The 17,573-nt window shown below is 69.8% G+C and carries 19 protein-coding genes; 7 read left to right on the top strand and 12 right to left on the bottom strand.

The window, feature by feature from the left end:
• The 4 genes from VLG41_RS10605 to VLG41_RS10590 all read right to left on the bottom strand — a co-directional run.
• Positions 1–743, bottom strand: a 743-nt coding sequence (locus VLG41_RS10605) for a C-terminal binding protein (protein WP_325349364.1), incomplete at its 3' end; no start/stop codon positions are given.
• The gene (locus VLG41_RS10600; protein WP_325349363.1) at positions 740–1,744 is read right to left on the bottom strand and encodes a DctP family TRAP transporter solute-binding subunit; all 1,005 of its coding nucleotides are present in this window, start codon (positions 1,742–1,744) and stop codon (positions 740–742) included. The genes VLG41_RS10600 and VLG41_RS10605, both read right to left, overlap by 4 nt.
• Positions 1,745–1,785: 41 nt before the next feature.
• A complete protein-coding gene (locus VLG41_RS10595; RefSeq protein WP_325349362.1) occupies positions 1,786–3,075 on the bottom strand; it encodes a TRAP transporter large permease in 1,290 nt (429 codons plus the stop codon).
• A complete protein-coding gene (locus VLG41_RS10590; protein ID WP_325349361.1) occupies positions 3,072–3,623 on the bottom strand; it encodes a TRAP transporter small permease in 552 nt (183 codons plus the stop codon). Before VLG41_RS10590 ends, VLG41_RS10595 begins: the two co-directional genes overlap by 4 nt.
• Positions 3,624–3,738: 115 nt before the next feature.
• On the opposite strand from VLG41_RS10590, the gene VLG41_RS10585 reads away from it, so the two are divergent.
• On the top strand, positions 3,739–4,389 hold the full coding sequence (locus VLG41_RS10585; RefSeq protein ID WP_325349360.1) for a GntR family transcriptional regulator: 651 nt from the start codon (positions 3,739–3,741) through the stop codon (positions 4,387–4,389).
• Between the two features lie 46 nt (positions 4,390–4,435).
• On the opposite strand, the gene VLG41_RS10580 is transcribed toward VLG41_RS10585, so the two are convergent.
• The gene (locus VLG41_RS10580) at positions 4,436–5,470 is read right to left on the bottom strand and encodes a GlxA family transcriptional regulator (RefSeq protein WP_325349359.1); all 1,035 of its coding nucleotides are present in this window, start codon (positions 5,468–5,470) and stop codon (positions 4,436–4,438) included.
• Positions 5,471–5,626: 156 nt separating this feature from the next.
• On the opposite strand from VLG41_RS10580, the gene VLG41_RS10575 reads away from it, so the two are divergent.
• The 3 genes from VLG41_RS10575 (at position 5,627) to VLG41_RS10565 (ending at position 8,732) form a co-directional block, all read left to right on the top strand.
• Entirely contained in the window at positions 5,627–6,703 is a 1,077-nt protein-coding gene (locus tag VLG41_RS10575) for a class I SAM-dependent methyltransferase (protein WP_325349358.1), read from the top strand.
• On the top strand, positions 6,700–6,936 hold the full coding sequence (locus VLG41_RS10570) for a hypothetical protein (RefSeq protein WP_325349357.1): 237 nt from the start codon (positions 6,700–6,702) through the stop codon (positions 6,934–6,936). Before VLG41_RS10575 ends, VLG41_RS10570 begins: the two co-directional genes overlap by 4 nt.
• 206 nt (positions 6,937–7,142) lie before the next feature.
• Positions 7,143–8,732, top strand: coding sequence for a methyl-accepting chemotaxis protein (locus VLG41_RS10565; RefSeq protein ID WP_325349356.1), 1,590 nt, complete (start codon positions 7,143–7,145; stop codon positions 8,730–8,732).
• Positions 8,733–8,766: 34 nt separating this feature from the next.
• On the opposite strand, the gene VLG41_RS10560 is transcribed toward VLG41_RS10565, so the two are convergent.
• Positions 8,767–10,248: a gamma-glutamyltransferase family protein gene (locus VLG41_RS10560; protein WP_325349355.1), complete on the bottom strand. Its 1,482-nt coding sequence runs from the start codon at positions 10,246–10,248 to the stop codon at positions 8,767–8,769.
• A gap of 356 nt (positions 10,249–10,604) precedes the next feature.
• On the opposite strand from VLG41_RS10560, the gene VLG41_RS10555 reads away from it, so the two are divergent.
• Positions 10,605–12,137: a hypothetical protein gene (locus VLG41_RS10555; RefSeq protein ID WP_325349354.1), complete on the top strand. Its 1,533-nt coding sequence runs from the start codon at positions 10,605–10,607 to the stop codon at positions 12,135–12,137.
• A 38-nt stretch (positions 12,138–12,175) separates the two neighbouring features.
• A complete protein-coding gene (locus VLG41_RS10550) occupies positions 12,176–13,207 on the top strand; it encodes a porin (protein ID WP_325349353.1) in 1,032 nt (343 codons plus the stop codon).
• 125 nt (positions 13,208–13,332) lie between these two features.
• On the opposite strand, the gene VLG41_RS10545 is transcribed toward VLG41_RS10550, so the two are convergent.
• The gene (locus tag VLG41_RS10545) at positions 13,333–14,148 is read right to left on the bottom strand and encodes a sulfite exporter TauE/SafE family protein (protein ID WP_325349352.1); all 816 of its coding nucleotides are present in this window, start codon (positions 14,146–14,148) and stop codon (positions 13,333–13,335) included.
• 182 nt (positions 14,149–14,330) lie between these two features.
• Between VLG41_RS10545 and VLG41_RS10540 the strand changes: the two genes are divergently transcribed.
• A complete protein-coding gene (locus VLG41_RS10540) occupies positions 14,331–14,984 on the top strand; it encodes a GntR family transcriptional regulator (RefSeq protein ID WP_325349351.1) in 654 nt (217 codons plus the stop codon).
• Here VLG41_RS10540 and VLG41_RS10535 read toward each other — a convergent pair.
• From VLG41_RS10535 to VLG41_RS10515, 5 genes are read right to left on the bottom strand one after another with little or no spacing between them, the layout of a single operon-like run.
• Positions 14,981–15,889 carry an ornithine cyclodeaminase family protein gene (locus VLG41_RS10535; protein ID WP_325349350.1) on the bottom strand — a complete coding sequence of 303 codons (909 nt, stop codon included), beginning with the start codon at positions 15,887–15,889 and terminating at the stop codon, positions 14,981–14,983. The genes VLG41_RS10540 and VLG41_RS10535 overlap by 4 nt on opposite strands.
• A 13-nt stretch (positions 15,890–15,902) precedes the next feature.
• Positions 15,903–16,658, bottom strand: a complete 756-nt coding sequence (locus tag VLG41_RS10530) for a TSUP family transporter (RefSeq protein ID WP_325349349.1) — start codon at positions 16,656–16,658, stop codon at positions 15,903–15,905.
• 5 nt (positions 16,659–16,663) lie between these two features.
• A complete protein-coding gene (locus VLG41_RS10525; protein WP_325349348.1) occupies positions 16,664–16,945 on the bottom strand; it encodes a 2Fe-2S iron-sulfur cluster binding domain-containing protein in 282 nt (93 codons plus the stop codon).
• Positions 16,942–17,265 (bottom strand): ferredoxin, encoded by a 324-nt coding sequence (locus VLG41_RS10520; protein ID WP_325349347.1) that lies wholly within the window; start codon positions 17,263–17,265, stop codon positions 16,942–16,944. The genes VLG41_RS10525 and VLG41_RS10520 overlap by 4 nt, the downstream gene beginning before the upstream one ends.
• Before the next feature lie 16 nt (positions 17,266–17,281).
• The gene (locus tag VLG41_RS10515; protein ID WP_325349346.1) at positions 17,282–17,572 is read right to left on the bottom strand and encodes a 2Fe-2S iron-sulfur cluster-binding protein; all 291 of its coding nucleotides are present in this window, start codon (positions 17,570–17,572) and stop codon (positions 17,282–17,284) included.
• Between the last annotated feature and the right edge of the window lies 1 nt (position 17,573).

Genomic DNA, 17,573 nt, shown 5'->3' with positions numbered 1-17,573 from the left:
GTGTGCACCAGGCCGCCGCGCGCGGTGTTCACCAGGATCGCCGTGGGCTTCATGCGCGCGATGCGCTCGGCGTTGATGAGGTGGCGCGTCTGTTCGTTGAAGGGGGCGTGCAGCGAGATCACGTCGGACTCGGCGCACAGGATGTCGATGTCGGCACGCTCCACGCCCTCGGGCAGTTCGGCGCGTGGGTCGTTCACCAGCACGCGGGCGAAGCCGAAGCCGGCGAACTTCTCCAGCGTCATGCGGGCGATGCGCCCGAAGCCCACCAGGCCCAGGGTGCGCCCGCGCAGGCGGAACATGGGCTGCAACACGCCGGTGGACCAGCGGCCCTCGCGCACCTCGCGGTCGTGCAGCCACAGGCGGCGCGACACCGCCAGCGCCAGCGCCACGGCCTGCGAGCTCACCTCGTCGGTGCCGTAGTCGGGCACGTTGGCCACCATGATGCGGCGCTCGCTCGCCGCCACCTGGTCGATGTTGTCCACGCCGATGCCGTAGCGGACGATGGCCTTGCATTTCGTGAGACCTTCGATCACCTCGCGCCGCAGGGGCGATTCGCGCACCAGCACCACGTCGGCCTCGCGCGCGGCTTCCAGCGCGCGTTTCGGGTCGCGCTTGCAAGGGCGCAGCGCGAAGCGCGCGCCCTCGGCGGCCAGCACCGCCTCTTCCTGGTCGTAGCTCGCGTAGCCGTCGTCGAGCGCGACGACGAGCCGCGCGAGCCCGCCTCCCTGTTGTTCGTCGCTCACTTGCGCGTCGCCTCCACGGCCTTGAACAGCGCATCCACGTCGTTCTTGCCGATCTCGCCTTCGGCCCATTGGCGCACCGGCGGCTGGGCCAGCTTGCGGAACTCGGCGATCTGCGCGGCGGTGGGCACATACACCTGCATGCCCACGCCTTCGAGGATCTTCTTGGCGTTGTTGTCCTGCTCGGCCGTCATCTTGCGGTGGATGGCCATGGCCTTCTGCACGCCCTCGTTCACGGCCTTCTTCTCGACGTCCGTCAAGCGGGTGTAGAAGCGGTCGCTGACGAGGTAGCCGTGCACGGACCAGACGTGGCCGTCCAGCGTGGCGTACTTCTGGTGCTGGTAGAGGCTGGCGGCCAGGATGTTGGTCACGCCGTTCTCCTGGCCGTCCACCACCTTCTGCTGCAGCGCGGTGGGCAGTTCGCCCCAGGGAATGGCCGAAGCAGATGCGCCCAGCGATTCGACCAGGGCCTTGAACACCGGCGAGGGCTGGATGCGGATCTTCATGCCCTTCATGTCGGCCGGCGTCTGGATCGGGCGCAGGCTGTTGGTGAAGTGGCGCACGCCGTTGTCGGCGAAGCCCAGCGCGCGGATGCCGGTCTTCTTGATCATGTCGTCCGAGAAGCCCTTGAGCCACTCGGAGTCGTACACGCGCCAGGCGTGTTCGTGGTTGTCGTAGAGGAAGGGAATGCCCAGCACGCCGATGGGCTTGTGCACGGTGCCGATGGCGCCGTCGTGGGCGACGGCCATCTCCAGCGTGCCCAGGCGCAGGGCCTCCATGGTGGGCTGGTCCTTGCCGAACTGGCCGGCCGGGAAGATCTCGACCTTGATGGAGCCGTTGGTGGCCTTCTCCACGTGCTCCTTGAAGGCGAGCGCGGCCACATGCTTGGGCTGGTCGTCCTTGGCGGGCTGGAAGTGCGCGTACTTCAGCGTCTTCTGCGCGTGCGCGGCCAAGGGCAGCGCGAGGGCCAGGCCCATCACAGCGACGAGGGTCTTGAACTTCATGGCAGGTGTCTCCTTGTGGTTGGGAACGGAAGGGAAGGCGCTCAGCGCGCGTAGCCGAACAGGCCGGGCACGAAGGTGCTGAGCGAGGGGATGAGCACCACCGCCAGCAGCACCACCAACAAGGCGGCGAGCAGCGGCAGGATGGCGCGCGTGAGTTCTTCCAGGCGCAGCCGCGCCACCGAGCTCATCACGAACAGCACCCCGCCCACCGGTGGCGTGGCCAGGCCGATGGTGAGGTTGAGCACGATGGCCATGGCGAAGTGCAAGGGGTGGATGCCGAACTGCTCCGACAGCGGCGCCAGCACGGGCACCAGGATGATCACGGCCGGCAGCGTGTCGATGAACAGGCCACAGATCAGCACGAAGACCATCACGATCAGCATGATGGCCACCGGGTCCGTCGTCATGCCGCCGATGGCCGCGCCGATGGCCTGCGGGATCTGCAGCAGCGTGAGCAGCCAGGCGAACAGCGAGGCCATGGACACGATGATGAGCGCCGCCGAGGTGACCAGGCCGCTTTGCAGCAGCACCTTGCCGATGAGCCGCGTGTTGAGCGTGCGCGTGACGAACAAGCCGATGAAGAGCGCGTAGAACACCGCCACGGCCGAGGCCTCGGTGGGCGTGAACAGGCCGGTGAGGATGCCCGCGATGATGATGGCCGGCATCAGCAGCACCGGCGTGGCTTTCCACAGCGCGCGCAGGCGCACGCCCCACGAGGGCGCGGTGCCCACGGTGCCATAGCCGCGCTTGAGCGACAGGTAGTGGTTCATGGCCATCAGCGCCAGGCCCATCAGCAGGCCCGGCACCACGCCGGCCAGGAACAGGCCGGCCACGGTGACGCGGCTGTCGGTGAGGGCGTAGATCACCATCACGATGGACGGCGGGATGATGGGACCGATGACCGAGGTGGCGGCCGACAGCGCGGCCGAGTAGGCCTTGTCGTAGCCGCTGCGCGCCATCATGCGGGTCTCGATGGCGCCGGGGCCGGCCGCGTCGGCCAGGGCCGAGCCGCTGATGCCCGCGAACATGACCGAGGTGACCACGTTGACGTGGCCCATGCCGCCGCGCACGTGGCCCACCATGGCGCCTGCGAAGCGCAGCAGCGCGGTGGTGATGCCGCTGGCCGTCATCAGGTCGGCCGCGAGGATGAAGAAAGGCACGGCCATCAGCGGGAAGCTGTTGATGCCGTCGAAGAAGCGCTGCGGCACCGACAGCAGGGACAGGTTGCCGTCGATGGCCAGGGCCAGCAGGCCCGCGCCACCCATGGCCAGGGCGATGGGCACGCCGATGGCGAGGCCGACGACGAAGACGATGAAGAGGACGGCGCTCATGCATGCGCCCCTTCGCCGTCGTGGTCGTCCAGGTCTTCCGTCTGCACGAACTCGCGCGCGATGAACTGGCGCCAGAACAGCAGCAGGTGCAGCAGCATGGCCGCCGCGCCCAAGGGAATGCCGAGGTAGGGAAGGCCTGCAGGCAGGCCCATGGCCGGGGTCTCCTGGCTCCAGGTGAACTCGGCGATCTGCACGCCCAGCACCACCAGGGCCAGCAGGAACAGCGCCATCGCGATGGCGATGCACCAGCGGATGGCGTGGCGCAGCGGCGTGGGCAGCAGGTCCTGCAGCATGTCCACCGCCACGTGACGGCCTTCGCGCAGGGCCAGGCCGGCGCCCAGGTAGGCCACCCAGATCATCTGGATCTGGGTGAATTCCTCGACCCAGAAGATCGACTGGTTGAACACGTAGCGCATCACCACGTTGGCGAACACGAGGACCGCCATGGAGGCCATGAGCAGAACGATGAGGGCCTGGTTGAGGCGCACGAAGCCGTGCTCCAGGCGGCCCGCCAGCGAGGGGCGGGCCGGTGATTCGCTGAACGCCATGGGTGGGCTGTCTCCGGTGCTGGTATCAGGGTTTTGCCCGGGATCGTATCTGATATCTCAGATATAGGATTGAGGGAAACCCCTTACACTGCGGCTTCACGATCCGAAACCCCCCATGACCCGACAACTCGAGCTCGAGCGCCCCCGCCTGCTCACCGACGTGGTGGGCGAGCGCATCCGCGAGGCCATCGTCACCGGCGACCTGAAGCTGGGCGAGCAGGTCTCGGAAGCGCAGCTCGCGGCCCTGATGGGGGTGAGCAAGACGCCCGTGCGTGAGGCCCTGGTGCGCCTGCAGTCGCAGGGTCTGGTGCAGATCCACCCACAGCGCGGCACCTTCGTCTTTCGCCTCACGCCCGAGGAGGTGGACCAGCTCTGCCGCTTCCGCGCGCTGGTGGAGACCGAGGCCTTGCGCGAGGCCATGGCGGCCAACCGCGCGGGCCTGCTCAAAGGCATGAAGCAGTGCGTGAAGGAGATGAAGGCCGCCGAGGCCGCGCGCGACCTGCCGGCGCTCGCGCGCATCGACATGGCCTTCCACTGGCAGTTCTTCGAGCACTGCCCCAGCCCCTACGTGCGCGCTGGTTACGAGGTGCTGCGCTCACAACTCACCGCGCTGCGCCACCGCTCGCCCATCGACAACGCGGTGAAGAGCCACCAGGTGCTGGTGGACGCGGTGGGCGACGGCGACGTCGAGGCGGCGGGCGCGCTGTTGCGCGAGCACGTGCTGGACAACGAGCCGCGGTACCGGGCGGCGTGCGGCGGGGTTTGAGCCGCTTGGTTGGCGTGTCAGGGGCGGGCACAGGGCCGTGGCGGCTTCAAGGCCGCGCGAACGCCGGCACCTGGAAGCGTTTGCGATAGGCGCCCGGACTCATGCCGGTGGTGCGGCGGAACAGGCGGCGGAAAAAGGCGGCGTCCTCGTATCCCACGCGCCAGCTGATCTCGTCGACCGGGGCATCCGTGCGCTCCAGGCGCCGCTTGGCGTCTTCCACGCGCAGGCGCTGCACGTACTCGATCGGCGCCAGACCGGTGGCCGCGCTGAAGCGGCGCTTGAAGGTGCGCTCCGCCAGGCGCGAGCGCTTGATCATCTCTTCCACCGGGCTGGCCACCGAGAAGTGATGCGCCAGCCATTGCTGCGCCTGCTCGATCTCGGCGTCGCCGTGGTCGCTGCGGCCCTCGAACACCATGAAGGGCGTGAGCCCGTCCTGGTGCCACTGCAGCGCGAACAGGCGCGCCACCTCCTGCGCGGCGGTGGCGCCCGCGTGGCGCGCGATGAGGTACAGCACCATGTCGTGCCAGGTGGTGGACGCGCCGCTGGAGATGAGTTCCTCGCGCTGGCCCGAGATGACGAGCACGCGCTCGGGGTGGATCGGCACCTTCGGGTGCGTGGCGGCGAAGCTGCGCGCGTAGCCGAAGTGCACAGTGGCGTCGCGGCCGTCGAACAGGCCCGTCTCGGCCAGCAGGAAAATGCCCGAACACGCCGAGCACAGCAGCGCGCCGCGCTCGTGCATGGCGCGCGCCCAGCGCACCAGGCCCGGGTAACGGTCCTTCACCCAGCCATCGCCGCGCACCACCACCGAGGGCACGATGACGATGTCGGTGCTGTCGACCTGATCGACACCGCGCCGGATGGTGACGGGCACGCCGCTCACCAGGTCCAGCGGGCCGGCGCGCTCACCCACGATCTCGATCTCGAACGGCGCCCCGGCCCCCAGTGGGGTGCCCGGCCCGCCCATGAGCGCGAAGGCGTTCATCACGTCATGGATGCCGAACAGCGTGGCAGCAGCCGCCTCGGGCAGCGCCACCAGGCTCACGTGCAAGGCGGGGCGTGTCGGGGAAACCGGGGTGTCCATGCGGCGCGATTGTGGACCGGTGAACAGACGTGCAGCGACCCGGTGGCACGAACGAACCGTTTTCGGGCGCGTTCGCCACTGCCGCGCGGGCGCCCGGACGGGAACCATGGCGTCACCCCAACCCGCTGCCTGCCAGGGCACACAAGGAGACCCCGTATGGACGCCCCCGTCATCGACAACACGCGCCTGGAGCGCTTCGTGCAACGCGCCATGGACGATCTGGCCGCCGGTTATGGCGGCGTGATGGTCAGCCTGGGCCACCGCCTGGGCCTGTACAAGGCCATGGCCGGTGCCGGGCCGCTGAGCGCGCGCGAGCTGGCCAAGCGCACCGGCTGCGCCACGCGCTACGTGAGCGAGTGGCTGAACTCGCAGGCGGCCGCCGGCTACGTGGACCACCACGCGCTGAGCGACACCTACGAACTCGCGCCCGAGCAGGCCCTGGTGCTGGCCGATGAGAGCAGCCCGGTCTTCGTCCCTCCGGCCTGGAACGTGCCGGCCTCGATGTGGGCCGACGAGCCGCGCACGCTGGAAGCGTTTCGCACCGGGCAAGGCGTGGCCTGGGGCGATCACGACCAGCGCCTGGCCTGCGGCGTGGCCGCCTTCTACCGCAACGGCTACCGCGCCAGCCTGGTGCCGCAGTGGCTGCCCGCGCTGGACGGCGTGGTCGATCGCCTGCAGCAGGGCATCGACGTGGCCGACGTGGGCTGTGGCCACGGCCATTCCACGGTGCTGATGGCGCAGGCCTTTCCGCGCTCTCGCTTCTTCGGCTACGACGTGCACGAGGACTCGATCGAACAGGCGCGCCGCCACGCCCAAGCGGCCGGCGTGGCCGACCGTGTCGCATTCGAACGGGCCAGCGCCACCCAGGTGCCCGCGCGCGGCTTCGGCCTGGTGTGTTTCTTCGACTGCCTGCACGACCTGGGCGACCCGGTGGCCGCCGCGCGGCGCGCGGGCGAGGTGCTGGCCGAGGACGGCACGGTGATGCTTGTCGAGCCCTACGCGAAGGACCGGCCTGAAGACAACCGCGACACCGTGGCGCGCCTGTACTACTCGGCCTCCACCACCATCTGCTGCGCGCACGCCATCTCGGAAGGCGGGCAACTGGTGCTGGGCGCGCAGGCCGGCCAGAAGCGCCTGGCCGAGGTGTTCCGACAGGCCGGCTTCGCGCACTTGCGGCGGGCCGCCGAGACGCCGTTCAACCTGATCCTCGAAGCGCGGCGGAGAGCGCCATGACCGCGCGCTCGATGGGCGCCCTGGCCCGCCTGGAACACCGGGCCACGGCCGCCGGCCTGGCGCTGGCGGGCGCCGCCCTGCTGGCCCTGCTGTTGTGCGCCGTCGGTTGGCGCAGCGCCGCTCAGATGCCGCTGGACTGGGCGGTGTTGGCGCTGGCCCTGGCGCCGGCCACGCGGCGCGCCGGCGCGCTCATCGCGCCACTGTTCCGGGTGCCCTGCCAGCCCGTTCCTTAAGGCCGCGACGACCGGAAGGACCGCCCCTCGAAAGTCCACATTTCGCCGGCCTTGCCCTCGCCTGTGAAAACCAATGTGACAAGCCCGTGACCGGCCGTCGCCAGACGTGAAATCCCCACATCGGTGCGTCGATATGGCTGACACGGAATCCCAAGCGATCCGTGAAGCCGCCAATCATCAATTTCATCAGGGAAGGGAGGCAATGCATGGGCCTCGATCATCTGTCCGTCAAGGCCCGGCTGCTGGCCGGGTTCATGTTGCTCGCGGTTCTCGTGCTCGCGGTGGCCGCGCTGTCGGTGCGCGCGCTCAGACAAGAGCACGCCACCTTCACTCAATACGTGGGTGAAGCCTCGCACCGCGTCTCGCTGGCCAACAACATCCTCGACGCCGCGAACGCGCGCGCCATCGGTGTGCGCAACCTGGTGCTCGTGAACGACCCCGCCGCCCGAGAGCACGAGAAGAACGCCACCGTCGCAGCCCATGGCCAGGTGGTCGAGGGCTTCAAGCAACTGCGCCAGGCACTGGACGCCGACGAGCACGCCACCGCGTCGGAGCGTCGGCTGTTCGACGAACTCGTGGCCGTGGAGGCGAAGTACGGACCGGTGGCGCTGGACATCCTGGACCGCGCCGTCAAGGGCGATCGCGAAAGCGCCGTGCAGCGCATGGCGTCGGACTGCCGCCCGCTGCTCAATGCCCTGGTGAAGGCCAGCCACGACTACCTGGCCTACGCCGCCACTCAGGCCGCGAACGAAGTGAAGGCCTCGGAAGCGGGCTACGCCAGCAACCGCAACACGATGATCGTCAGCAGCGCTGTGGCCGTGGTGGCGGCGCTGCTGCTGGCCGTGTTGATCACGCGCTCCATCGTGGTGCCGATCCGCGAGGCGGTGGGCGTGGCCCAGACCGTGGCCTCGGGCGACCTGCGCTCCAGCGTCGCCGTCACGCGCCGCGACGAGCTCGGCGAGCTGCAGGTCGCGCTCAAGGCCATGAACGAGAGCCTGGTGCGCATCGTCGGCGACGTGCGCCAGGGCAGCGACGGCATCGCCAGCGGCAGCGCGCAGATCGCCACCGGCAACGCCGACCTGTCGACCCGCACCGAGCAGCAGGCCAGCAACCTGCAGGAAACCGCCGCGTCGATGGAGCAGATGACCGCCACGGTGCGCAACAGCGCCGACACGGCGCGACAGGCCACGCAACTGGCCACCTCCGCCAGCTCCGCCGCGATGAAGGGCGGTGAGGTGGTCGGCCAGGTGGTGGCGACCATGCAGGACATCCAGGCCAGCAGCCAGAAGATCGGCGACATCATCGGCGTCATCGATGGCATCGCCTTCCAGACCAACATCCTGGCGCTCAACGCCGCCGTGGAAGCGGCGCGCGCCGGTGAACAGGGCCGCGGCTTCGCGGTGGTGGCCGGCGAGGTGCGCAACCTCGCGCAGCGCAGCGCCGAAGCGGCCAAGGAGATCAAGGGCCTGATCGGTGCCAGCGTGAGCAAGGTGGAGTCCGGCGCGCGCCTGGTGGGCGACGCGCGCGCCGCGATGGACGACATCGTGGGCCAGGTGCGCCGCGTGACCGACCTGATCTCGGAGATCGGCGCCGCCACCGGCGAGCAGACCGAGGGCATCGGCCAGGTGAACACCGCGATCGTGCAGCTCGACCAGGCCACGCAACAGAACGCCGCGCTGGTGGAGGAAAGCGCGGCGGCAGCGGAGAGCCTGCGCATGCAGGCGGCGCGGTTGGCGGAGGTGGTGGGGTTCTTCCGGCTGCAGGAGGGGGGCGGTGCGTACGCGGGGCAGGGGTGAGTGAAGCCTCCACCCCCAAAGCCCTCAAGCGCTTTCAGCGCCGCACGGACTCGCAGGCCAGCGCCACCCCGTCCTTGCGCGGGTCGCTGCCCCCGAGCAGGTGGCCTTGCGGCGCACGTTGCACCACCTGCGCCCCGCCAAAGTCGCTGCGCCCGCCCAGTTCGCCCTGACCCGCCGGATCCGTGTAGCCCGCCTCGCGCAGCGCGCGCACCACGGCCTCGGGCGTGCCGGTTTCGATCGCCAGCGCCCGCTCGCCTTCCAGGCGCCAGCGCGGCGCGGCGATGGCCTGCTGCAACTCCTGCCCCCAGGCGGCCAGGCGCACCAGGATCTGCACCTGCCCTTGTGGCTGCATGGCGCCGCCCACCACGCCAAAGCCGGCGTGGAACGCGCCATCGCGCAGCGCCGCACCCGGCACCACCGTGTGGTACGGGCGCTTGCCCGGCGCCGCGCCATTGAGCTGGCCCGGCGCTGCGAAGCCAAAGCCGCGGTTCTGCAGGGCGAAGCCCGCGCCCGGCACGCCGATGCCGCTGCCGAAGCGCTTGAACACGCTGCTCATCAGCGTGATGGCGAAGCCCTGCGCATCCACCACCACGGTGCACACGGTGTTGCCGGCCGGGTCGGCGACGACGCGCTTGGCATGGGCCATGGCCTCACCCATGCAGCGCACCATGTCCAGCGGCGTGCGCGCGTCCTCGGGGTCGAGCGGCAAGGCATCCAGCGCCTGCAGGGCGTGCAGCACCGACAGGCCGTGGGTGTTCGGCGGGCATTCCAGCACCTCCAGGCCACGGAAACGCGCGCGCAAGGGGGTGCAGAACTCGCCCTCATGGACGGCGAAGTCGCTCGCGGCCAGCACGCCGCCGCGCGCGCGACTGGCCTGTTCGGCGGCGGCGGCGGGCGCACCCTTGTAGAAGGCGTCGGGGCCGTCGTGGGCGATGGCGGCCAGCGTGGCGGCCAACTCGGGGTTGCGGAAGGATTCACCCGCGCGCGGCGTGGCCCCCGCGCGGTAGAGGGCCGCGCTCACCGGGTCGCTGGCGATCACGGGCTCGAACAGGGCCCACTCGCGCGCGGCCACCGCGCCCACCGGGAAACCGTCGCGCGCCGCGGTGATCGCGGGCGCGAACAGGTCGCGCCACGGCAGCCGGCCGTATTCGCGGTGCAGGTCGTGCCAGCCACGCACGGCGCCGGGCACGGTCAGGGTGTGCACGTGGCGCTCGGGCAGGCGCCCGCCGGGAAGCGGCGCCAGCAGCGCCGCGTCGAACGCCAGGGGTGAACGGCCCGAGCCGTTGTAGCTGCGGGGAGCGGCACCCGGCGGGACCAGCATGGCCAGCAGGTCACCGCCAATGCCGGTGGCCATGGGCTCGACGACGCCCATCACCGCATCCGCCGCAATCGCCGCATCGACCGCGCTGCCGCCGCGCGACAACAGGTCCGCCGCGGCACGCGCCGCCAGGGGGTGGCCACTCGCGACCATGGCCGCCTCTCCGCGAACGGCATGCGGCATCGGCTTGTCTTGCATAGGCTCTCCTGTTCAGAGAATACAGTATACAAACAGACGGACGGGGCTGAGAGATACCTCCTTCCCTGGCCGCTGCCTCCGCCCGACGCCACCTGCGCACGCCGACGCGGCCCTTGCGCGGCGCCTGGCACGAAGCATGCATCTGGCCCGGCGCAGTATGTATACCGTATCCAAAATGGCGACAGAACTGGCCGACCGTCCCTTGAATCGCCCCGATTGCGGGCTTTCTCGCACCGAAAAGGGGATTTCTCAGACGTGAACAGCATGGGAAAACCCTGAGCTCGCCTTAACAGTATTCTGTATACGATCCTGCCGCCCCCGACATTGACCTCACCACCCACCCACGGACAAACCCCATGGATTCCAACGTAACCCTCACAGCGGCGCACTGGATGTACCTGCTCGGCGTGATCAGCATCATCGTGACGATGGTGTTCCGCGCGAACGTGCTGGTGCCCTCGATCGCGGCCACCTTCCTCGTCGGCCTGGCCTGGACCGGCAACCCGCTGGCCGGCGTGGGCAGCATCTACAGCGCCAGCCTGGTGGCCGCCAAGGAGCTGTTCAACATCTTCCTGGTGATCGCGCTGATGACGGCGCTGCTCAACGCCCTCAAGGCCTTGAAGTCCGACATCCTGATGGTGCGGCCCTTCCGCCTGCTGATGAAGAACGGCCCGGTGTCCTACCTGCTGCTGGCGGCCATCACCTACTTCATCTCGCTGTTCTTCTGGCCCACACCCGCGGTGCCGCTGGTGTGCGCGGTGCTGCTGCCCGCGGCCATCGCGGCGGGCCTGCCACCCATCGTGGGCGCGGCGGCCATCGCCGTGGCCGGCCAGGGCATGGCGCTGTCGTCCGACTACGTGATCGGCGTGGCCCCCGGCATCAGCGCCAAGGCCGCGGGCGCGGCGGCGGCGGTGATCGCCGACCGTGCGCTGGCGCTGTCCCTCATCACCGGCCTGGTCGCGCTGGTGCTGATCTTCCTCTTCCACCGCCGCAAGTTCCAGCCGGCCAGCCCGCTGCACCTGGAGCGCTGGCAGGAACTCGCCGTCAAGGGCGAGCTGGCCGCGCACGAGCATGAGGGCACGGCCCACAAGGCCGAGATCGCCCAGGGCACCAGCCGCGAGCACCAGCCCGTGACCAGCCAGGACCTCAAGCGCGAGCTGCAGAGCGTGCCGGCCGACGATTTCAAGTGGTCCAAGCTGTTCGCCATCGTCACGCCGCTGGTGTTCCTCACCGTCATCGTGCTGATGGTGCTGCCCAAGCTCGGCGTGCCGCTGGGTGACTTCAAGGGCGGGGCCGGCGCCTCGCTGGTGGGCGGCGCCGCCGCGCTGCTGATGATCTGCGCCACCTACGCCATGAAGGGCGCGCGTCAGATGCTGGAGGCCAGCGCCGACCACATCACCGAAGGCTTCGTGTTCGCCTTCCGCGCCATGGGCTCGGTGCTGCCGATCGCGGGCTTCTTCTTCCTGGGCGCCAGCGAGACCGCGGCCGCCATCTTCGGCGGCGACGCCGGCCAGACCCCCAGCCTGCTGTTCGATCTGGTGCGCAGCGCGCAGGACTGGATCCCGCACAACCCGCTGTTCGTGGCCTTCGGCCTGCTGATCGTGGGCATGGTCACCGGCATCGACGGCTCGGGCTTTTCCGGCCTGCCGCTGACCGGCGCGCTCGCCGGTGCCCTGGGCCCGGTCTCCAACATCGACGCCACCACGCTCGCCGCGATCGGTCAGATGGGCGCCATCTGGACCGGCGGCGGCACGCTGATCGCCTGGTCCTCGCTGATCGCCGTGGCCGGTTTCGCGCGCGTTTCGGTGACCGAGCTGGTGCGCGTGCTCGCGCTGCCCGTGCTCATCGGCCTGGCCGCCTCCACCGCGCTCGCGGTGGCGCTGTTCTGAATCTCCCTCCCCACCACTCCCCTCACCTCCCCACCCATATGAAAAAAAGCATCCTGCTCGCCTGCGCCACCCTGTCCACCGGCGCGGTCATGGCGCAATCCAGCGTCACGCTCTACGGCCTGGCGGACATGTACCTCTCGAGCCAGAAGAACCCCGCCACGGGCCTGCGCATGAGCAAGCTCGACAGCAGCGGCGTCTACGAAAGCCGCTTCGGCTTCAAGGGCAGCGAAGACCTCGGCGGCGGCTACAAGGCCAACTTCCAGCTCGAATCGGGCTTCGCCATGGACAACGGCGGGGCGCCCGGCCTGTCGTTCACGCGCCAGTCCTGGGTCGGCCTGTCCGGCGGTTTTGGCGACCTGCGCTTCGGCAAGGCCTGGAGCGCCTTCGACGACATCAGCGGCACGGCGCTGGCGGCCAAGAACTCCGTGCTGGCGCCCAACCAGGGCGCCTGGCTGAGCACCTCGTACCGCGACGCGCCGAACAACGGCGTCTACTACGCCACGCCCAACTTCGGCGGCTTCAGCGGCGTGGTGAGCTACGGCACGGGCGAGAACAAGACCGCCACCACCGGCGCGGGCTCGATCAGCAGCGTGCACGTGAAGTACGTCGGCGGCCCGGTGTTCGCGGGCGTGGCGTTCCAGAACGAGAAGGCCACCGGCGATGCGACGGCGATCAAGTTCACGCGCGTCAACGGCTCCTACGACTTCGGCCCCGCCAAGCTGCTGGCCAGCTACGGCCGCGTGGCCTACGGCGCCGACGACACGAAGGAATGGGCCCTGGCCGCGGACGTGCCTCTGGGCGGCGGCTGGCTGCTGTCGGGCGGCATCGCGGAATCGAAAGGCTCGGTCACCGGCTTCGTGGGCGACGCCAACTACACCGGCAAGCTCGTCACCACCGTGGCGCCCGGCGCGCCGGACGTCAAGCGCACCGGCTGGAGCGTGGCGGCCTTCTACAGCCTGAGCAAGCGCACCACGCTGTACGGCGGCTACCGCGCCAACACCATCAAGACGCCGGGCGCCGCCGACCAGGACGGCAGCGTGCTGGGCCTGGGCATGTACCACCTGTTCTGATGCAGAGCGCCCCGGGGGGTCTGATCCACCCCCCGTCCGGTTCTTCACACGACGATTTCTTCCTTTGGAGCCCTCGCATCAGGGCATTCACCGCGACCCCTGGTCGCGGTTTTTTTTTCGCGCCATCAATGCAGGAACGCCGAGTGCACCATCTTTGCCGCCAGCACGAACAGGAAGCCCGCGAACACGCGCTTGAGCGTGGCGACCGGCAAACGGCTCGCCAGGCGCGCGCCCACCGGCGCCATCAGCACGGCCGGCACCAGAATGCCCAGGAAGGCTGGCAGGTAGATGAAGCCCAGGCTGCCCGCCGGCAGGCCGCTCGCGCCGCGGCCCACGACGAAGAACATCAGGGCGCCCATCACCGCGATCGGCAGGCCCAGCGCGGCCGAGGTGCCCACCGCGCGGTGCATGTTCACGTTGCACCAGGTCATGAAGGGCACCGACAGGAAGCCGCCGCCCGCGCCCACGAGTTGCGACAGGCCGCTGATGAAGCTGCCCACGCCGAACAAGCCCAGCGCGCCCGGCAACTGGCGCGTGGGCTTGGGCTTGGCGTTCAGGAACATCTGCAGCGCCGAGTAGCTGACGAACACCGCGAACACGCTGGCCAGCACCGTGGTATTGAGTTGCCTGGCCAGCCAGCCGCCAACGAGGCCGCCCAGCACGATGCCGGGGGCGATGCCGCGCACGATGGACCAGTCCACATTGCCCTTGGCGTGGTGCGTGCGCGCGCTCGAGATGGAGGTGAACACGATGACCGTCAGCGAGGTGCCCAGCGCCAGGTGCACGAGGCTCTCGCGCGCGAAGCCCTGGGCCTCGAACAGCCAGGTGAGCAGCGGCACGAAGAGCATGCCGCCGCCGATGCCGAGCAGGCCGGCCGCGAAGCCGCCGACGGTGCCCAGCGCGAGATAGAACGGAAGCCAGAAGAGCAGATCAGGTGTCATGTCGAGGGGGATGGGAAAGGTTTGAAGATCACGGACAGGCCAGCAGAATCAAGCCCCTGCCGTGGGAAGGCGCCAGGCCTGCGGCGACCCGCCCGGGCGGGTCGCTCGCATAGAATCGGCCGGCTTCGCACCGGCGCTGCCGCGCCCCGAAGCCACGCGCAATACGGAGCGACGCCCACACCATGAACCTGCCACGCAAGGAAACCTCGCTGGGGGCAAGCCATTCGCCGCTGACGACGCTGGTGGTCGACGCACTGCGCGAGCGCATCATGGGCGGCACCATCCCGCCGGGCGAGCGCCTGGTGGAGAGCCGGCTCTCGGACGAACTCGGCGTCTCGCGCATGCCGGTGCGCGAGGCCCTTCGCCAGCTCGCGGCCGAGGGCCTGGTCACCATCGAGCCGCGCCGGGGCGCCTCGGTCACGGCCTTCTCGCCCGAGCAGGTGCGCGAACTCGTGGAGGTGCGCGCCACGCTCGAAGGCCTCAACGCCAAGCTCGCGGCGCAGCGCCACGACGCGAAGCAGATCGCCGAGATGGAGCGCATCCTGGCCGAAGGCACGCGCATGATCGACAGCGACGACCAGGCCGCGCTGCTCGAAATGAACCAGCGCTTCCACGACGCGCTGGGCAGCATCGCCGCCAACTCGGTGCTGCAGGAGCTCATGCGCTCGCTGCGCGACCGCACCGCGCTGATCTTCGCCCCGCTCAACCGCACGCGCGGCCAACAGAACTGGGACGAACACGCCGCGATCCTGCGCGCGGTGATCAAGGGCGACGCGGAACTCGCGTCGCTGCTGGCCATGCGCCACGTGTACAACGCGGCGCAAATGGAGCCCTAGCGCAGGCGCTGCCACACCAAGCCGGCCAAGGCCACGTCTTCCAGACCCACGCCCACCGACTTGTAGAGCGTGATCGCCTGCGGGTCCTGGCGACCGGGCTTGAGGCCGGCCACCAGTTCACCGAGTTCGACGATGCGCGACGGGTCCAGCACGCCGGGAGCGGCCAGCACCAGGTCGCCCGCTTCCTGCAGGCTTTGTGGTTTCCACTCCACGGCGATGGTCGCGGCGCGGCGCAGCGCCGCGTCGTCGAGCTCGCGCGTGTGCGGCAGGCTGGAGCCGATGGCGGCGACGAAGCTGCCGGGCGCGAGCTGTTCGCCACGGAACAGCGGCGTGGTGGAGCGCGAGGCGGTGACCACGATGTCGGCGCCCTCCACCGCGGCCTCGGGCGCGGCCAGACGCACCGGCACCCCGCAGGCGGCCTGCAGTTCCTCGGCCAGCGTGGGCGGTGCATAGGGATCGCTCACGCGGATCTCGTGCAAGGGAAAGGCGCGCGCCATCTGCAGCGCGTGCATGCGGCCCTGCACGCCGGCACCGTACAGGGCCATCACGCGCGCGTCGGCGCGCGCCAGGTGGCGCGCCGCGATCACCGAACAGGCGGCCGTGCGCAGGCGCGTGATGGCGCCGGCGTCGAAGGACGCGAGCGCGCGGCCATCGTCCGCAGCGAACAGCAGGATCACGAAGGTGAACTGCCCCTGGATGGTGGTGTAGACCTTGGCGCCCACCACGCCCTGCCCCGGCACCACGGCGCCCAGGGTCGAGAGCTTCACGCCACCGGCCTCGGTGCGCACGCGCGCCTGCATCGCGGCCTCGCCGCGGCCGAAGCGCGCGAAGGCGTCTTCGAGCGCGGCCTGCGCGTCCTCGGGGCTGATGGTGGCGTCGACCAGGGCGTCGGTGATGTGTTGCATGGGCTCGAAGGACTCAGAGGGCGGACAGGGTGCGCAGCAGGACGACGATGGCGCCGATCGCCGCCATGCCGAGCAGCATCTTGCGCACGAAGGGCGCGGGCACGAAGCGCTTGATCGGGTTGGAGGCGAAGAAGCCCACGAACATCCAGGGCATGAGCAGGGCACTGAGCAGGTACTCGTGCGCGCCCATGCGACCGACCACGGTGAGCACCGTGATCGACACCGCGGAACCGATGAAGAAGATGGCGCCGAAGGTGCCGCGCAGTTGCGCCGCGCCCATGTGCTGCATGGCGATCGCAAAGGGCGGCGCGCCGGCCGAGGTGATGGTGCCCATCATTCCCGAGGCCACGCCGGCCATGGCCATGTTGCGCCGCGTGGGCATGACGCGCCAGCCCGTGAGGCTCAGGCTCACCCCGGTGAGGATGAGCAGGGCGAACAGCAGCGACAGCGTCTGCACCGACAGCAGCAGCAGGCAGGCGGCGGCCAGCACCGTGCCACCGAGCCGCCCGGCCACGGCCGTGCCGGCCAGGCGCCATTCGATCGCGTCGCGGTCGCGCAGGCCCCCCATCAGGGCGAGCGGACAGCTCAGCACCAGCAGCGGGCCCGGCACCAGTTCGGGAAACCACATCGCGGCCAGCGGCGCGCTGAACATCGCGAAGCCCAGGCCGCTGACGCCTTGCAGGCAGGCACCGACGAGCACCAGCACACCGGCCGCCAGGTAGTGCAGGCCGCTCACGCCTTGCACGAGGTCGGTGGACAGCCAGTCCATGGCGCTCACCAGGACACGGCGATGTCGCCCTTCACGAAGGTCTGGCAGGCCATGCGGTAGCCGGCGGCCAGGTCCTCGTCGCTGAGGTGCTTGCGCTCCTTGGCCTTCACCTCGTCGGTGTTGTCCAGGCCCTGCTCGATGCGGCATTTGCACGTGCCGCACAGGCCACCGCCGCACTTGAAGGGAATGCCGCCCTTCTCGCGCAGCGACACGCGCAGCAGGTTGCTGTTGTCCGGCGCGCTGACGAGCTTGTTGTCATTGCTGATGAAGGTGATGCTGATCGTCATGGCGTATTGAAGGCGGCGGGGTCCCGGGGGCGAAGCTCGGCCTGCGTGCTGCCGTAGCTGCACAGTGCGCGCAGTTCGCGGCGCGCCGATTCGAGGTCCGCGAAGGACTCGAGGAATTTGGACGGAACCGAATTGACGCTGCCGTGGCCGCTGTCGTCGATCACGCGCACGCGGGTGGGCGCGGGCAGCTCGGCCACCAGGAAGCGGGCCCGCACGCGGCCGTCGCAGTGGTAGTCCCAGGCCTCGACCGGCACCAGGCCATCGCCCGGTTCGGTGCGGAAGTGGCCCGGCTTGCTGGTCAGGATCACGTAGGTGCTCATGGGCGGGTCCTCGGCATCACTCTTGCAAAAGCTCGATGTCGTGCTCGATCCAGAGCTGGCAGGTCAGGCGCCAGCCGTGCTCCAGGCGATCGCCGAGCTGCTTCTTTTCTTTCCAGTTGGGCGGGGGCAGGTGCTCGGCACCGGCCAGCACGCGCGTGGCGCAGGTGGCGCACTTGCCCATGCCGCACTGGTACTGAAGGTGCGGATAGGGGTAGGCCTTGATGCCCGCGCGCACCACCAGATTGGTCTTGGGCGCCACCTCGTCGCGGTAGGTCTGGCCGTTCTTGTGGAAGGTGACGATGGGCATG

It is taken from the genome of Hydrogenophaga sp. (assembly GCF_035481345.1).
In the GTDB taxonomy this organism is placed as follows: Bacteria; Pseudomonadota; Gammaproteobacteria; order Burkholderiales; family Burkholderiaceae_C; genus Hydrogenophaga.
The sequence above is the reverse complement of the archived record's forward strand: the minus strand, read 5'-3'. Positions and strand labels throughout refer to the sequence as shown.

Excerpts from the sequence above, each read along its gene's own strand:
- VLG41_RS10585 (WP_325349360.1), top strand. The coding sequence starts at position 3,739 with ATGACCCGACAACTCGAGCTCGAGCGCCCCCGCCTGCTCACCGACGTG.
- VLG41_RS10575 (WP_325349358.1), top strand. The coding sequence starts at position 5,627 with ATGGACGCCCCCGTCATCGACAACACGCGCCTGGAGCGCTTCGTGCAA.
- VLG41_RS10600 (WP_325349363.1), bottom strand. The coding sequence starts at position 1,744 with ATGAAGTTCAAGACCCTCGTCGCTGTGATGGGCCTGGCCCTCGCGCTG.
- VLG41_RS10570 (WP_325349357.1), top strand. The coding sequence starts at position 6,700 with ATGACCGCGCGCTCGATGGGCGCCCTGGCCCGCCTGGAACACCGGGCC.
- VLG41_RS10560 (WP_325349355.1), bottom strand. The coding sequence starts at position 10,248 with ATGCAAGACAAGCCGATGCCGCATGCCGTTCGCGGAGAGGCGGCCATG.
- VLG41_RS10550 (WP_325349353.1), top strand. The coding sequence starts at position 12,176 with ATGAAAAAAAGCATCCTGCTCGCCTGCGCCACCCTGTCCACCGGCGCG.
- VLG41_RS10580 (WP_325349359.1), bottom strand. The coding sequence starts at position 5,470 with ATGGACACCCCGGTTTCCCCGACACGCCCCGCCTTGCACGTGAGCCTG.
- VLG41_RS10530 (WP_325349349.1), bottom strand. The coding sequence starts at position 16,658 with ATGGACTGGCTGTCCACCGACCTCGTGCAAGGCGTGAGCGGCCTGCAC.
- VLG41_RS10590 (WP_325349361.1), bottom strand. The coding sequence starts at position 3,623 with ATGGCGTTCAGCGAATCACCGGCCCGCCCCTCGCTGGCGGGCCGCCTG.
- VLG41_RS10555 (WP_325349354.1), top strand. The coding sequence starts at position 10,605 with ATGGATTCCAACGTAACCCTCACAGCGGCGCACTGGATGTACCTGCTC.
- VLG41_RS10515 (WP_325349346.1), bottom strand. The coding sequence starts at position 17,572 with ATGCCCATCGTCACCTTCCACAAGAACGGCCAGACCTACCGCGACGAG.
- VLG41_RS10535 (WP_325349350.1), bottom strand. The coding sequence starts at position 15,889 with ATGCAACACATCACCGACGCCCTGGTCGACGCCACCATCAGCCCCGAG.
- VLG41_RS10525 (WP_325349348.1), bottom strand. The coding sequence starts at position 16,945 with ATGACGATCAGCATCACCTTCATCAGCAATGACAACAAGCTCGTCAGC.
- VLG41_RS10545 (WP_325349352.1), bottom strand. The coding sequence starts at position 14,148 with ATGACACCTGATCTGCTCTTCTGGCTTCCGTTCTATCTCGCGCTGGGC.
- VLG41_RS10595 (WP_325349362.1), bottom strand. The coding sequence starts at position 3,075 with ATGAGCGCCGTCCTCTTCATCGTCTTCGTCGTCGGCCTCGCCATCGGC.
- VLG41_RS10565 (WP_325349356.1), top strand. The coding sequence starts at position 7,143 with ATGGGCCTCGATCATCTGTCCGTCAAGGCCCGGCTGCTGGCCGGGTTC.
- VLG41_RS10540 (WP_325349351.1), top strand. The coding sequence starts at position 14,331 with ATGAACCTGCCACGCAAGGAAACCTCGCTGGGGGCAAGCCATTCGCCG.
- VLG41_RS10520 (WP_325349347.1), bottom strand. The coding sequence starts at position 17,265 with ATGAGCACCTACGTGATCCTGACCAGCAAGCCGGGCCACTTCCGCACC.